This window comes from Turicibacter sp. GALT-G1, assembly GCF_025594995.1.
GTDB lineage: Bacteria > Bacillota_I > Bacilli_A > MOL361 > Turicibacteraceae > Turicibacter > Turicibacter bilis.
On sequence record NZ_JAMQUS010000049.1, the window covers coordinates 16,817 to 32,190 of the forward strand.

Genomic DNA, 15,374 nt, shown 5'->3' on the forward strand with positions numbered 1-15,374 from the left:
ACGAAACAAACTATGTTAAGATTAACTATATTTAGATTTTAAGAAATAGGGTGGGTAGATGAAATTACAAGAGTCGGGTGAAAATTATTTAGAAACCATTCTAATTTTAAGCCGAAAAAATGGATCTGTTCGTTCTATCGATGTGGCAAACGAGTTAAATTTTTCAAAACCAAGTATTAGTCGTGCGATGGGAATTTTGAAAAATGCAGGTCTAATTACGATAGAGAAAAATGGACAAATTAACTTAACTGAAATGGGTCATGAAAGAGCAACTGCGATTTATGAACGTCATTGCTTAATTAAAGAATTTTTAATAAAGACACTCCAAATTGATGAATCATTAGCTGATAAAGATGCTTGTCGAATTGAACATGTTATTAGTGAGGAAACGTTTAATCGAATGAAAGAGTTATTAAAAAAATAACATAATAAGAGGCGGATAAATATCCGTCTTTTTCTTTAACCTCTGTATGTTAGCATTGTCTCATGTGAAAAATATAGGAGGAGTGATGGAGTGGCTTTTAATTAAAGCGACTACTATTAATCTCACTGACTGAAGCCAGCTCTATTTTATCAGTGTCTCAATTAATTTTTTTATTAATGGAGAGTTATTTAATATATAACCAATTAGAATATTAAATAGAAGTATAAAAAAGAGCAGCCGTTATCCACAAGTAACCGTTGCTCTTTTTTATTATATAAGTCTAGAAAAGTTTTTCACTTAAAGGTTTACTAGTGATGGATAACCTTACACTCTTTGAGTGATCAAAATAGGATAAGGAACCTAATAAATGATAATCTGAAATAATCGATTAATTTTCATTTAAATAATCTTTTTGAATACTCAATTATTGTTTATAGCAATTCGTTAAGAAAAACATTTTTGTTTGAAACACTCATTCATCGATATTATTATAAAACTTATCGAAAAATGGATTCTCATACATAATCTCCTTTAAAGGTGATAAGAATAATGTTCTGATCGTAGTGTTGATCGTGAAGTTTTTCGAACGTCAATTGGCCCTTCAACGGGGATAAAAAAGATTTATTTTGTTTCATAGCGTTCCCCATTAAAGCTTCAAATATAAAAAAGAAGTTCGCCTTAACGAACTGTGTAACCTAAACGATTAAATGCATCAAGAATATATTTCGGGGAACCAATCCCTTCATTATAACGAACAGAAACTAATTTTAAAGAAAGATTAATATCTAACTTTTCCACACCCTCTAAATTTGTTTCGAAGTAATCTTTAATTTTTTTTACATCCTCATTTGAACTTAAATTTTCTACATTTAGCATAAAAGTTTTAGCCATCATCCTCACCTCAGACTTTCTTTATTACTTAGTCTTGATAACATCCCTATTTTATCATAGAATAAATTAAAAAAGAACAAATAACAGGTGATTATTATGGAGCACATCTTATTTATGCAACAAGCCATCGAAGAAGCTAATAAAGCCAAAGCCATCGGAGAAGTGCCCATTGGTGCTGTTATCGTTAAAGATGGACAAATTATTGCTAGAGCCCACAATTTACGTGAAAAAATTCAACTTTCAAATGCTCATGCTGAAATGTTAGCCATTAGCAAAGCAAATGAAGTAGTTGGATCTTGGCGATTAGAAGATTGCATTATGTATGTTACACTCGAACCATGTCCGATGTGTGCAGGAGCTATTGTTCAATCTCGTATTCCGACTGTTATTTATGGTGCGAAAGATCCTAAAGGTGGATGCTGTGGAACAATTTATAATTTACTTGATGAATCAAAGTTTAATCATCAATGTGAAGTGATTTCAGGTGTCTTAGAAGAAGAATGTGGACAACTGTTGTCAGATTTTTTTAGAGAATTAAGACAGAAAAAAAAGCAGCAGCGTGTTGACAAGCAAGAGTCAAATTGATATACTAAATGTGTATCAATCGAAACTCTCTTTTGGTACCCTTATTCAATAGAACGGTGTGAACCAGGTCAGGACAGGAATGTAGCAGCCTTAAGCATTTAGTTTTATGTGAGTAAGGGTACCAAAGGGGAGTTTTCTTTTTTTATCTTCATTTATCGGTATAATATGGAAAAATAGAATTGGAATCAGTGATTCAAACTAAAAAGGTCTTTAACAAAAACTTAACAGAAGCACAAGCTTGAGTATGATAGAATAAACATAATCAATTGTTTTTTTGGAGGTGTCATTCGATGAGTAAAAAAGTGTTAGTTGTTGAAGATGAAATTTCAATTCAACGTATTTTACAATATGATTTAATGCAATCAGGTTTTTCAGTCGATCTCGCCTCAGATGGGGAAGAGGGATTGCAAAAAGCATTAGCTGATGAATATGATGTCATGTTACTAGATGTCATGTTGCCGAAGCGCGATGGTTTTTCCGTTTGTAAAGAACTTCGTAATCGTGGAAATTCAATTTATATTGTTATTTTATCAGCACGTGATGATGAATTAGACCGTGTTCTTGGTCTTGATGTAGGGGCTGATGATTACATGACTAAACCTTTCTCATCGCGTGAAGTTGTCTCGAAAGTAAAGGCCATTATTAGAAGAAGAGAAGTTTTATCTGCAGGGAAAGGTAAATCTTATTTAAGCTATCAGCGTATTAGGCTAGATAGTAGTCGATTTGAAGTATTAATTGATGATCAAGTAGTTGATTTTACACTTAAAGAATATGAATTACTAGAGTTTTTAATCCAACATAAAGGTCAGGCGCTTTCTCGTGACGTTTTACTCGATCGATTATGGGGATTTGAATACGACGGTGATACACGAATTGTCGATGTCCACATTTTTAAAATTCGTGATAAATTGAAACCTTATGGGATTAAAATTAAAACCATTCGTGGAGTGGGATATATGTTAGAGGACGAAGCAAATGATTGATAGCCGTCATGAACTTATTTCATTTTATATTGTTTTCACCTTGTTATTAATCACTAATCTTTATAGTCAAAACAATAGTCAAGTTACGATTTTATTTTTACTAATCTTACTTATTTTAATGATCATGCAATACGGACGTTCGATGACGTATCTCAATCAACTTAAAAAATACGATGAGGTCGCTGCTAACATTCAAGAACATCGGGATTGGAGCAATATCTCTCCATTGGTGATTGAACAGCAAGAAGTTATTGGAGTTCAATATAATAAATTAATGCGATTTATTCAAAAACAAGAATTTAGAAATCGTCGCAACATGCAGATTATTAGTATTATTACGAATAGTATTCAAGATCCAATGGTTATCTTAAACATTAATGGTGAACTTGAATATGCTAATAATCGCTTTAAAGAATGGGTGAATATGTCAGCTCTTAAAAGGGTTTCTTTCCAAGAGGTGAAAAATGAGTCCTTACGTAAAATTTTAGAAGATGCACTGATTTGTGAAACGACGCGAAAAAAACAATTAGAAATTAATCAAAAATATTATATTTCAACGGCGCATCCCATTTTTAATGAGCGCGAGGACTTTAATGGAGCTGTTATCTTATTTCACGATATTACTGATATCAAAAAATATGAAAGCTTACAAAAAGAGTTCTTCGGAAATGTGTCACACGAACTGAAAACCCCAATAAGTGCGATTAAAGGATGTACGGAAATTTTATTGAACGGAGCAAAAAATGATCCACAAACCTGTGATGAATTTTTAACGATTATTCAAGATGAAAATAACCGAATGGAACAACTCGTTAAAGATTTATTGTTAATTAATCGTTATGAACATGATCAAATCAAGCATAATACCGATCGTGTTTGTCTAAATGAATTACTGACAGATTGTATTGTTCAAACACTCAATATTGCTAATCTAAAAAATCAAAAAATTATGCTTGAAGCCACAGAAGATTATAGTCTAGATGGGGATTATATCAAGTTACAACATTGCTTCCTCAATCTATTAACGAATGCTATCCATTATTCAGGGGAAGACACAACGATTACGATTAGAATCAGGCAACGTGGTTCAAATATTGAAACTCAAGTCATTGATCAAGGAATCGGGATTCCTGCTGCTGACATTCCACATATTTTTGAAAGATTCTATCGAGTGGATAGAGCGAGATCACGTCATACAGGCGGAACGGGACTTGGATTATCTATCGTTGCATCTATTATTGAGGCACACGGTGGAAATATCAAAGTTAAAAGTGAACTAAATAAAGGAAGTAAATTCATCGTGACATTACCTCAACAAAAAAAGAAGTAAGCTGAGCTTACTTCTTTTTTTTGTATATTTTTGTCGACTAGCTATAAACTATTATTAATCATATCTTAACTATTTCTTAACAGAAAATTAATATTTGAAGGGTCAATTTGTATTACAATTAACTCATCAACAGAGCAGAGATAAATCATGGAGGAATGATGAGAATGAAAAAACTATTAAGTTTAGTAGCAGCTGCAGCATTAACTTTTTCAATGGCAGCATGTGGGTCAACTAACAACGGATCAGACACAACACAAGCTGTAGAAGGGGCAATCGATGTTGTAAGTCGTGAAGCGGGATCAGGGACTCGTTCAGCATTTGAAGAAATCATTGGATTTAATGGAGAAGATCAAGATCCATTAACAGCAAATGCGACAATTAAAGATGGAAATGGAGTTGTGGCAACATATGTAGCGGCAAATGATGCTGCAATCGGATATGTTTCATTCGTAACACTAGAAGAAAATCATGGGAAAATTAATGGATTAACAGTAGAAGGTGTAGAAGCAACAGCTGAAAATGTATTAGAAGGAAAATACTCAGTAGCACGTCCATTCGAAATGGTATATATGGAAGAAAATATTACAGATGTTGAACGTGCATTTATCGATTTCGTATCTTCAATTGATGGATTAGAAATTTTAGAATCAAAAGGAACAATCGTTGATACAAAAAATGCTGAAGCGTTTGATATGTCAAAATACGGTGACTTATCAGGAAACATTGTGATGGGTGGATCAACATCAACAGAAGATGCAGTTAAGGCATTAGCAGAAGAATTTACAGCTTTATTTCCTAAAGTAACTTATACATACGATGCAACAGGTTCAGGAGCTGGAGTTAAAAATGCGATTTCAGGAGTATACACATTAGGATTTGCTTCTCGTGAAATCAAAGAATCAGAATTAGCAGAGGGAATTATACCTGTTACGTTATGTATGGACGGAATCGCATTAGTTGTTAACCCATCAAATAACGTAACAGATATTTCAAAAGATCAAATCAAAGAGGTTTACACAGGAAACATTACTGAGTGGTCAGAATTAACAAAATAATGAATTAAAAAAGAAATCACTACTTCCTCAGTGATTTCTTTTTTAATTTAGGTGAATTCTCCAACAGCGACTCGTTACAAAAGGCTTAGAAATATTAATAATTTGTTAACGAATCATAGAGTAAATAGGTATTAACTGTTAATTTTCTATTAACAGAACATAGAAACCCTTGAAAAATGCACATTTTATCACCCATTTGAGGAGTAAATATTTATCTTCAATAAATGACGAGGACCCTTACCCCATTAAAGGGAAAAGCCAGTTTCACTGGATGGGGACCCGCTTTGTTAAGGAATTGTTAACAAGCGTTAATTTTCTGTTAACAAAACGTAGTTTTAAAAATTGAGATGCTACAATTACGTTGTAAATAGAGAGTATTAATTTAGTTTAAATAAAACGAGGTGTTAAGTGTGAAAAAAGACATGACCCTTAATCGTAAACGCGTGTTCTTAGAAAAGTTCTTCCATGTTCTATTTCTATTAGCAGCGCTTTTTGCGGTCATTAGTGTAGCGTTAATTATTATCTTTATTTTCGGAAAAGGGCTTGCGCCATTCTTCCCAAATAATCAATTCGGAACATATAACTTTGTAGACTTTATCACAGGGTTGAAGTGGACACCGCAAAGTGGGGATTATGGAATTGGATACATGATTATCAGTTCGATTTTAGCGACACTTGGTGCAATTGTTATCGGGGTACCGATTGCGTTATTAACATCAGTTTTCATCGCTGAAGTCGCACCAAAACCATTGGCTAACATCGTACGTCCAGCGGTTGAATTATTAGCAGCTATTCCATCAGTTTTATACGGGGTATTTGGTTTTGCGGTCATTACACCATTAGTTAAGCAAATTTCTCCATATCCATCAGGAGATTCATTATTAGCGGTTATCGCTGTTTTAACAATTATGATTTTACCGACGATCGTAGCGGTTGTTGAAACATCAATTCGTGCAGTTCCGCAAAGCTATAAAGAAGGATCGTTAGCACTAGGTGCTTCAAAAATGCAAACAATTTTTAAAGTCGTATTACCAGCAGCTAAATCAGGGATTTTAACCGGGGTTATTTTAGGGGTTGGTCGTGCAATCGGAGAAACAATGGCGGTTATCTTAGTAGCGGGGAACCCTGAATCAGGAATTCCACATACAATCTTCGATCGTGTTCGTTTATTAACAACAAATATCGCATTAGAGCAAGGGTATGCAGCAGAAATGCATGAACAAATGTTATTCTCAACAGCTGTCATCTTATTCATCTTTATTATGGTGATCAACTTAGTATTATCACGCATTCAAAAAAAGGCAGGTGATCGTTAATGTCTCGTAAACTTAAAGATAACTTACTAAATGGCCTCATTTGGTTGTCAGCAGCGTTCTCAGTTGGGATTTTAATCACCATCGTTGCATTTATCTTCTCAAATGGATGGTCAAAAATGTCATGGGACTTCTTAACGAATGACTATGAATCACAAACTCAATATGTGAACGTGACGAGTCATCAGTCTTACACTGCGCCAAGCTCATTATCAAGTGACGCTTTATTTTCAGAAAACTTAGGGATTGCCATTGAACCAAACGAACATGGTTATGAAGTTGCTTGGATCGATGATCAATCACCAGTAAAAACTGCAAAAAACAATGCAGATGAAGCCTTCCCAGTCAAAGTTGGATACCAACTAGAACAAATTAATGGAGAAGGAGCAAACTTAAAAATTAAAGCTGATACAGATGCAGACGACATCACCAACGCTTTAAATGCAAGTGATACATTAATGATTAAAGTTGTTTCACCAGGTGGAGGAATCTTCCCAATGATCGTCTCAACTTTAATGCTAATCTTAGTTGCCTTACTATTCTCGGCACCAGTCGGAATTTTAGCAGCCATCTACATGGTTGAATACGCAAAACCAGGAAAATTAGTTAACTTAATTCGTTTTGCAACCGAAGTTTTATCAGGAATCCCATCAGTTGTATACGGTTTATTCGGGATGTTAATCTTCGCCAACACCTTAAAACTTGGAATGTCAATTCTATCAGGTGGATTCACACTGATGATTTTATTACTTCCAACAATGATGCGTACAACTGAAGAAGCATTAAAAGCCGTTCCTATGAGCTACCGTGAAGCATCATATGGACTTGGAGCTAACAAAATTCAAACTTTATCAAAAGTCGTATTACCAAGTGCTATCCCAGGTATTTTAGTTGGGGTTATCTTATCAATTGGACGTACAATTGGGGAATCAGCAGCCTTACTATTTACAATCGGAACATTTGCTAAATTACCAGTCAATCCAACAAGTGGGCACCTTTCATTATTTGAAACCGGAACATCATTAACGGTTCGTGCTTACGTTGAAGTGAAAGAATCAGGGAATGTTGAAATGGCAGCAGCTATCGGAATCGTCATCCTTGTCATCGTCTTTACATTAAACTTAATTTCACGCTTAATCTCGAAAAAATTCAGCAAAGCAAACTATTAGGAGAGTGAAAAGGAATGCAACCTAAATTTAAAGTTACAGATTTAAACTTATTTTATGGAAACTTCCAAGCCTTACACCATATCAATATCGAAATTCCAGAACGCAAAGTAACAGCATTTATTGGGCCATCTGGATGTGGGAAATCAACATTCTTACGGACCTTAAATCGTATGAACGACTTAATCGAAACAGTCAAAATCACAGGAAACGTGACACTTGATGGAGATGACATCTACTCAGACATCGACGTCATGAAACTTCGTACACGTGTCGGAATGGTCTTCCAAAAACCAAATCCATTCCCAATGAGCATTTATGATAACATCGCTTATGGACCACGTTGCCAAGGAGTTAAAGATAAGAAAAAACTAGATGAAATTGTTGAAAATTCACTTCGTGGGGCAGCGTTATGGGATGAAGTTAAAGATCGCTTAAATAAATCGGCCATGGGATTATCAGGAGGGCAGCAACAACGTTTATGTATCGCCCGTGCCATCGCCATGGAACCAGAAGTTATCCTTATGGATGAGCCAACATCAGCCTTAGACCCAATTGCAACTCAAAAAGTTGAAGAATTGATGGAACAGTTAAAAGAAAAATACACAATCGTTATCGTTACTCACTCAATGCAACAAGCGGCACGTATCTCAGATAAAACAGCCTTCTTCTTAATGGGAGAATTAATTGAATTTGATGATACAGATAAAATCTTTACTAATCCAAAAGATAAACGTACAGAAGATTACATCACTGGACGCTTTGGATAAAAATAAGGGGTGAAAATGGAATGAAAAAAACAAAATTAGAAACAGATTATGAAGTCTTACTTCAAGGTATTGAAAAACTATCAGTCTTAACGATCGGAGCGTATGAAAATACGCTGGAAGCATTAAAAACACTAGACTTAGAAATTGCCTTACAAATCATTAAGCAAGATCAAGATATTGATGACCTGCAAGAAGATATCACAGAAGAATCAACAATCTTTATCATTCGTCAGCAACCGGTTGCCAGTGATTTACGCAAAATCTTAATGGTGATACGTCTTGCGACTGAATATGAACGTATTGCTGACTACACCAAAAATCTTGCAGAATATATCATCTTAATCAAACAAAATGAATCACTAGAACACTATGAAAAGAATGTGGACAAACTGGTTCGCATGCTAGAAATTGTGATTAACATGTTAAAACTAGTGATGGAAGGTCTTCAAGAAGAAAACAAAGCTAAAATTAAAGAAGCGGCAGACATGGATAAGCAAGTCGATGAAATTTATAATGAATTATTAGCTTCATTAATTACACACATCCAAGTGGTAGATGGAAAAGTCTTCGGGACAGCATATGCTATTCTGATTAATAAGTACATTGAACGTGCAGGCGATCATGTCACAAACATTGCAGAAGAAATATTATACGCCTTAAAAGGCCGCCGCTATCACTTAAACTAATAAAAAAACGCGTAGAGCTCATCTACGCGTTTTCTTTTGGTAACCAATTTCCTTTCCAAGCATACAGCCCCATTAAAATAAGACTGAGCGCCTACTAAATTGGATAACCTAGGATTACGTCCTCAATACTTGAGGAAATTCTTAAAATGGTGAAAATTCAGAAAACATACACGATACAAAGACTCAGAACTGAAAGAATCATCATCACCATCGTTTTCCCGACCGCCGATTGTTCCAACAAGGGACTACATCAACACCAATGATAAATAAGCTGGAATAATCCTATCAAGCATGACGTGGGCATAGTGGATTTGGGTAAAAATACGAAGCGCCTCACCCTCAAAGACATACATGATACCACAAGAAGATAGTGTATAAATCGTCGTAATCAACATCAACGTACGAAGTCCTTTATAAATTCTCAACTGTGACCCTTAGCGATTGTCCAAGACAATCTAATCCATGATTGCTAAGGAATGGCAGGCCTTAAGTTTTTACAATCTAAAAACTTATTTACACTGATATAAAAAAATTTTTTTAAAACGTAAATCTGTAACAAGGCCTCAGACATTGTCAATAATTTATGATATAATCAAGATAATTTTTAAACTAGAGAGTAGGAGTTTTCTTATGTCTTATCATGCATTATACCGCGCTCATCGTCCTCAAAAGTTCAGTGACGTCGTAGGACAAAAACACATCGTAAGAACCGTTCAAAATGCCTTAAAACATGAGCGTTTATCACATGCATATTTATTCTGTGGACCACGTGGGACAGGTAAAACATCAATTGCGAAAATTATTGCAAAAGCTGTTAACTGTATCAACTATCCTACGGCCGAACCGTGTAATGAATGTGTAAACTGTACAACAATCACAAACGGATCAAATGCCGACGTCTTTGAAATCGATGCGGCAAGTAACAACGGTGTCGATGAAATCCGTGAAATCCGAGACAAAGTAAAATACGCCCCAACGATGGGACGATACAAAGTATATATTATCGATGAAGTTCACATGCTATCAACAGGTGCATTTAATGCTTTATTAAAAACATTAGAAGAACCACCAAAACATGTCATCTTCATTTTAGCCACAACCGAACCACACAAAATTCCACCAACCATCATCTCGCGTTGTCAACGCTTTGACTTCAAACAAATCTCAACAAAAGAAATCTACGAACACCTAGTTGAGATTATCAAACAACAAGATTTAGCCTACGAAGAAGAAGCCGTACAACTCGTCTCAGAACTTGCGGAAGGTGGAATGCGTGACGCCCTTAGCTTACTCGATCAAGTCATCTCTTATTCAGATGATAAAATTACATTAGATGATGTGCACGCCCTAAGCGGGACCATTGCCAATCATCAACTCTTACAAATCATCAAAGCAATCGAAGAATTAAACTTCTCACACGTCATCGACTTAATTAAAGACATGACAGAGAACGGAAAAGAACCAAGTCGCATTATTGACGGATTAATCACTGTTTATCGCGACTTACTCGTGTACCAAAAATCACAAATCTCAGTTTCTAACTTACTAACGAACAATCCTATGTTTACAGAGTTAGTAGAGAATCTTAATTCAAATGATATCGTAACCTACCTATTTAAATTAAATAAACTTCAATCTGAATTAAGATACTCTAATCATCCCGAACTCATGCTAGAAGTCGGGCTGCTCAGCTTATCCGATACCAATGATCAATCAGACAACAACAAGGATTACCAAACAGAGATTAACGATCTCAAGCAAGAAATCACCCTACTAAAACGATTAGTTAAAAAAATCGAGCACACAGGACCTGTTAAAGCTGAGCCATCAATTAATAAATCAGATTCACAATTTAAAATGAACCTCTTCAATGAACCAGAAGTCGTTGAACTCAAACTACCTAAAGAACCAGAACCAATCATTCTACCAGAGCACGTCACACCAGAAATGCTAACCATTGAACAAATCCTATCTAAAGCGACAAAAGAAGCTCGCGACCACGTCTTACAAAAATGGGCACAACTCAACCCAATCCTTATGCCGGACTACAAAGAAGTCATCGTCCTACTACAAGACGGAAACATCGTCGCCGCTTCAGATGAAGGATTTATTTTAACTTATAAACATGAACCTGGCTGCAAACGATTACTACGTGAAGATAATCGAAAAATAGCAGAACAAATTGTGGCCTATCTCTTTGGAAGTCCATATCCATTTAACGTCATGCCAGAAGCTTTCTGGTTAGAACAACGACAAAGCTATATTGAGCAAAAGAAAAATGGTGTTGAACCGCGCTTAAAACAATATAGTCAGGATATTAAAAATGTGATAAATTATAATGAGGAAAGTCAAACTAAAGATAACGGCTTTGTAGAAGACATTGTTAAAATGTTTGGAGCCGATTTAGTTAACATAATCGATGAATAGGAGTAGTGAAGAGTATGAACCCAATGATGATGAAAAAAATTCAAAAAATGCAACGTGATATGGTGAAAGCACAACAAGAAATTGAACAATCAGTATTCACAGGAAGTGCAGCTGGTGGAATGGTAACAGTTGAAGCAACAGGAACAAAACAAATTAACAAAATTACTATTAATCCATCTGTTGTTGATCCAGAAGATGTAGAAATGTTAGAAGACGTAATCTTATTAGCATTAAACGATGCATTACGCCAAGTTGATGAAAAAACTGAATCAACAATGGGTCAATTCACAAAAGGGATGAACATCCCAGGATTATTCTAAGGAGAAATCATGCAATATCCTCAACCCATTACAAAATTAATCGAAAGCTTTAGTAAGCTACCGGGAATCGGAAATAAAACAGCTGAACGATTAGCTTTTCATGTGATTAGTTCAATGAAGGAAGATGACGCTACTACATTTGCTAAAGCATTAATTGATAGTAAACGTCAACTATTCAAATGCCCGATTTGTGGTCATATCACCGATACAGATCCTTGTATGATTTGTGCAGATTCACATCGAGACCGATCAGTTATTGCAGTTGTACAAGACCCTAAAGACGTCATTGCTATTGAACGTATGCGTGGTTTTAAAGGATTATATCACGTGTTAAATGGAGTTCTATCGCCATTAGATGGAATGGGACCTGAAGACATTGGAATTCCTGCATTAATTGAACGACTAAAAGACGAAAATGTAAAAGAATTAATTCTAGCATTAAGCGCCACACTTGAAGGAGATGCCACATCTCAATACATTGCAAAATTATTAAAAAACACAGATGTGAAAGTCACTCGTATCGCACGTGGACTAGAAATGGGACGCTCAATCGAGTATGCTGATGAAGTCACATTAATTCGCGCTCTAGAAGGACGCAGAGAGCTATTCTAATATAAAAAATAGTTACTGTTTTTTTGCAGTAACTATTTTTTTATGTTTAAATTCACATAGAAGCGGGATAATGGCTTAAACCAGATTTGATTACAGTTATATCACTCTTTCTAAATGCATATGATTGTCAATAGGAAGGGAGGTGACGTGTTATAAAGTGAGTATACTTTATAACAGTAATATGAAAGTAATAGGATGGTTAATCAAACGATTCATCATAGGAGTATTTGCACTATATCTATTTAATATAATTGGAGTTTATTTCAGTGCATCAGTTCCTCTCAATTACATTACGTCATTTATAACAGGAACATTAGGGATTCCTGGATTTATTCTTGTATATGTTTTAACTAAAATAGTGCTAATTTAAAGTGGGTACAATTGTATCCACTTTTTATATGATAAACAACCAAAATTTGAGTGTTCATATCTCGAAGTTATGATGATATAATCATTGAGTAAATTAGTGTATTCATTCAAGAAAAAAGGTTTTAGTCGTTATTTTGTATTTATTCTCGAAAATCGCGAATAAATAATATAAAAAAGAATAATTATTTCTAAAACCACTTGAAAAAAGTAATACTTTGGGGTAAAATAGCTAACGGTACATTTTCTTTATTTTCACAAGAAAATTTGAGCCCCAGCGAATTTTCATATGAAAAATAACTAAAGCGAAAGAAGTAGGAGGCAGGACAATGCGTACAACATTTATGCAAAAATCTCATGAAGTAGATCGTAAATGGTTCGTTGTTGACGCTGCAGATAAAACTTTAGGACGTTTATCTACAGAAGTTGCAACACTTTTACGTGGAAAACATAAACCAACATTCACACCACACGTAGACTGTGGAGATTACGTGATCATTATCAATGCTGATAAAATCACTTTAACTGGAAACAAATTAGAAAACAAATTATACTACCGTCACTCAGGATACCAAGGTGGATTAACAGTTCGTACAGCTAAACAAATGCGCGAAAATACACCAGAGCGTATGTTAGAGTTATCTGTAAAAGGTATGTTACCAAAAGGACGTTTAGGACGTGCAATGGGTAAAAAATTATTTGTTTATGCTGGATCTGAGCATCCACATGCAGCACAAAAACCTGAAGTTTACGAACTTCGTGGATAATTAAGAGGGAGGTAACACTATATGACAGTACAATACTTAGGAACTGGTCGTCGTAAAAGCTCAGTTGCACGTGTACGTTTAGTACCTGGAACTGGAAAAGTAATTATCAACGGTCGCGAATTTGAAGATTATATTCCTTCTGCAGCAACTCGTTTAGATATCATGCAACCATTAACATTAACTGAAACAACTAACCAATATGATGTATTAGTAAATGTTAACGGTGGAGGATTAACTGGACAAGCTGGAGCTATCCGTTTAGGGATTTCTCGTGCATTATTACAAGTTGATGCTGAATACCGTGGAACTTTAAAACCAATCGGATTATTAACTCGTGATTCACGTGCTAAAGAACGTAAAAAATACGGACTTAAAGCAGCTCGTCGTGCACCACAGTTCTCAAAACGTTAATTTTATTATTGGAGCCGCATTTGCGGTTCCTTTTTTTGTTTAACGATGAGAAAAGGTTATTACATTTAAACCTATTTACGTTTAGTCTTTGATGATCGTTAGTAATTATTTATAAAATAATTAGAATAATCTTTATAAAGAGAACTAAGAAAAAACACCTTAATAAATAAATTCGAAACTGATTTATTCATTAAGGTGTTTTATAATGTCAAAGAAAGTGAACTATACAAATGAAATGGGATTTAAAGTAGTAGAAATGAAGGAAATTGCTTGTTCTATACCATAGCAAAGATTAAGAGTAAAACTCAAACTCCAATCTAATGTCTGGTTTTAATAGAATAATTCATCGATCTTATTAAATTATTAGCAAATAGTATGCTTTTTTAAACAGAATGAAAGACTAAGATCCAACCTAAGAAAATTAATTAAAGAATTGAAAATAGGAAAGGGAGCTTAAGAAAGTTAAAGGTAAATCGAAGAAGTGATTAAGACTCAATGGAGGAGTACTATTCCATTTAAAAACTATTGAAGTATATCGGTACCTCTAAAGGAATTATTTATTGTTAGAAAATAGCTAACCTTTTTGAAGATATCTTCTTTTAATAGCTGTAATCAAGAAATCTATGATTTTAACGAAAAAGATTATGTTTATCATCAGGGCAAGAATGAATTTTGAAATAGAATCGACTAACGATTAATTATAACAAAGGAAAAGGTACATTCGAGAAGTAGATATGTAAATGAAAATTAGATGTAAGAAATATAAAGTAATACTTAATTTGAAGAAGGAAGAATTAAATATTGGATTAAGTATCAATTCCAATAATATATACACAATTAAAAGGTTAAGTCTAGAGAAATCTCATTGTAGTTATTAATCGCTTTGATAATTTGATTGGAGGTGTTTTGGCCTTCGATTTTTGATATACTGAAAGATAAAAAAAACTAGGTTATCTTCTTCCTGGAAAGCATCGCACAAAGTGTTCAAGATAGATTTCTTTTTTCTATCGCTTTCTCGTAATTGAAGTTCTTGTTCATTATGTTAGAATAATTTTTTAAAAAAATTTCAAAATAGTGTTGACCTATATTTGAAAAGATGATATTATATTCAAGTCACCAACGGGTGACATACCAAACAACGAAAATTTAAAAACTTTCAAAAAGTGTTTGACAATTTTTGATGAAGATGGTATCATAAAGAAGTCGTCAGAAATGAACGATACAAGGAAACGAAATAAAAAGTTTCGAAAAAAAAGTTTAAAAAGTGT

General features: G+C 34.4%; 17 protein-coding genes and 1 other RNA gene. 16 read left to right on the forward strand and 2 right to left on the reverse strand.

Going from position 1 to position 15,374, the window contains the following annotated elements; translation table 11 throughout:
• The first annotated feature begins 58 nt into the window (after positions 1-58).
• Positions 59-424 carry a metal-dependent transcriptional regulator gene (locus NEH74_RS08980; protein ID WP_055305724.1) on the forward strand — a complete coding sequence of 122 codons (366 nt, stop codon included), beginning with the start codon at positions 59-61 and terminating at the stop codon, positions 422-424.
• Between the two features lie 678 nt (positions 425-1,102).
• Here NEH74_RS08980 and NEH74_RS08985 read toward each other — a convergent pair.
• Positions 1,103-1,315, reverse strand: a complete 213-nt coding sequence (locus tag NEH74_RS08985; protein WP_055244323.1) for a heavy-metal-associated domain-containing protein — start codon at positions 1,313-1,315, stop codon at positions 1,103-1,105.
• Positions 1,316-1,411: 96 nt separating this feature from the next.
• On the opposite strand from NEH74_RS08985, the gene tadA reads away from it, so the two are divergent.
• From tadA to phoU, 9 genes are all read left to right on the forward strand, one after another.
• Entirely contained in the window at positions 1,412-1,900 is a 489-nt protein-coding gene (gene tadA / locus NEH74_RS08990) for a tRNA adenosine(34) deaminase TadA (RefSeq protein ID WP_055244321.1), read from the forward strand.
• 32 nt (positions 1,901-1,932) lie between these two features.
• Positions 1,933-2,028, forward strand: an RNA gene (ffs, locus tag NEH74_RS08995) — signal recognition particle sRNA small type.
• Between the two features lie 162 nt (positions 2,029-2,190).
• The gene (locus NEH74_RS09000; RefSeq protein WP_055244319.1) at positions 2,191-2,883 is read left to right on the forward strand and encodes a response regulator transcription factor; all 693 of its coding nucleotides are present in this window, start codon (positions 2,191-2,193) and stop codon (positions 2,881-2,883) included.
• Positions 2,876-4,213, forward strand: a complete 1,338-nt coding sequence (locus NEH74_RS09005) for a sensor histidine kinase (RefSeq protein ID WP_055305725.1) — start codon at positions 2,876-2,878, stop codon at positions 4,211-4,213. Before NEH74_RS09000 ends, NEH74_RS09005 begins: the two co-directional genes overlap by 8 nt.
• Positions 4,214-4,377: 164 nt before the next feature.
• Positions 4,378-5,268 carry a substrate-binding domain-containing protein gene (locus NEH74_RS09010; RefSeq protein ID WP_055305726.1) on the forward strand — a complete coding sequence of 297 codons (891 nt, stop codon included), beginning with the start codon at positions 4,378-4,380 and terminating at the stop codon, positions 5,266-5,268.
• A 410-nt stretch (positions 5,269-5,678) separates the two neighbouring features.
• On the forward strand, positions 5,679-6,584 hold the full coding sequence (pstC, locus tag NEH74_RS09015; protein WP_055305727.1) for a phosphate ABC transporter permease subunit PstC: 906 nt from the start codon (positions 5,679-5,681) through the stop codon (positions 6,582-6,584).
• Positions 6,584-7,750, forward strand: a complete 1,167-nt coding sequence (gene pstA, locus NEH74_RS09020; RefSeq protein WP_055305728.1) for a phosphate ABC transporter permease PstA — start codon at positions 6,584-6,586, stop codon at positions 7,748-7,750. Before pstC ends, pstA begins: the two co-directional genes overlap by 1 nt.
• A 14-nt stretch (positions 7,751-7,764) precedes the next feature.
• A complete protein-coding gene (gene pstB / locus NEH74_RS09025) occupies positions 7,765-8,517 on the forward strand; it encodes a phosphate ABC transporter ATP-binding protein PstB (RefSeq protein ID WP_055305729.1) in 753 nt (250 codons plus the stop codon).
• A gap of 20 nt (positions 8,518-8,537) precedes the next feature.
• Positions 8,538-9,203 (forward strand): phosphate signaling complex protein PhoU, encoded by a 666-nt coding sequence (gene phoU, locus NEH74_RS09030; RefSeq protein WP_055305730.1) that lies wholly within the window; start codon positions 8,538-8,540, stop codon positions 9,201-9,203.
• Between the two features lie 245 nt (positions 9,204-9,448).
• On the opposite strand, the gene NEH74_RS09035 is transcribed toward phoU, so the two are convergent.
• The gene (locus tag NEH74_RS09035; RefSeq protein WP_144436954.1) at positions 9,449-9,628 is read right to left on the reverse strand and encodes a hypothetical protein; all 180 of its coding nucleotides are present in this window, start codon (positions 9,626-9,628) and stop codon (positions 9,449-9,451) included.
• Between the two features lie 205 nt (positions 9,629-9,833).
• Here NEH74_RS09035 and dnaX point away from each other — a divergent pair, with 205 nt between their 5' ends.
• The 6 genes from dnaX (at position 9,834) to rpsI (ending at position 14,106) form a co-directional block, all read left to right on the forward strand.
• The gene (dnaX, locus tag NEH74_RS09040; protein ID WP_262941287.1) at positions 9,834-11,630 is read left to right on the forward strand and encodes a DNA polymerase III subunit gamma/tau; all 1,797 of its coding nucleotides are present in this window, start codon (positions 9,834-9,836) and stop codon (positions 11,628-11,630) included.
• Between the two features lie 14 nt (positions 11,631-11,644).
• Positions 11,645-11,950 carry a YbaB/EbfC family nucleoid-associated protein gene (locus tag NEH74_RS09045; RefSeq protein WP_055277479.1) on the forward strand — a complete coding sequence of 102 codons (306 nt, stop codon included), beginning with the start codon at positions 11,645-11,647 and terminating at the stop codon, positions 11,948-11,950.
• A gap of 9 nt (positions 11,951-11,959) precedes the next feature.
• Positions 11,960-12,562: a recombination mediator RecR gene (recR, locus tag NEH74_RS09050; RefSeq protein WP_055244302.1), complete on the forward strand. Its 603-nt coding sequence runs from the start codon at positions 11,960-11,962 to the stop codon at positions 12,560-12,562.
• 157 nt (positions 12,563-12,719) lie between these two features.
• Positions 12,720-12,932 carry a pro-sigmaK processing inhibitor BofA family protein gene (locus tag NEH74_RS13715; protein ID WP_055244300.1) on the forward strand — a complete coding sequence of 71 codons (213 nt, stop codon included), beginning with the start codon at positions 12,720-12,722 and terminating at the stop codon, positions 12,930-12,932.
• Between the two features lie 325 nt (positions 12,933-13,257).
• Positions 13,258-13,695 carry a 50S ribosomal protein L13 gene (gene rplM, locus NEH74_RS09055; protein ID WP_055244298.1) on the forward strand — a complete coding sequence of 146 codons (438 nt, stop codon included), beginning with the start codon at positions 13,258-13,260 and terminating at the stop codon, positions 13,693-13,695.
• Positions 13,696-13,716: 21 nt separating this feature from the next.
• Entirely contained in the window at positions 13,717-14,106 is a 390-nt protein-coding gene (rpsI, locus tag NEH74_RS09060) for a 30S ribosomal protein S9 (protein WP_055244296.1), read from the forward strand.
• The last annotated feature ends 1,268 nt before the right edge of the window (positions 14,107-15,374 follow it).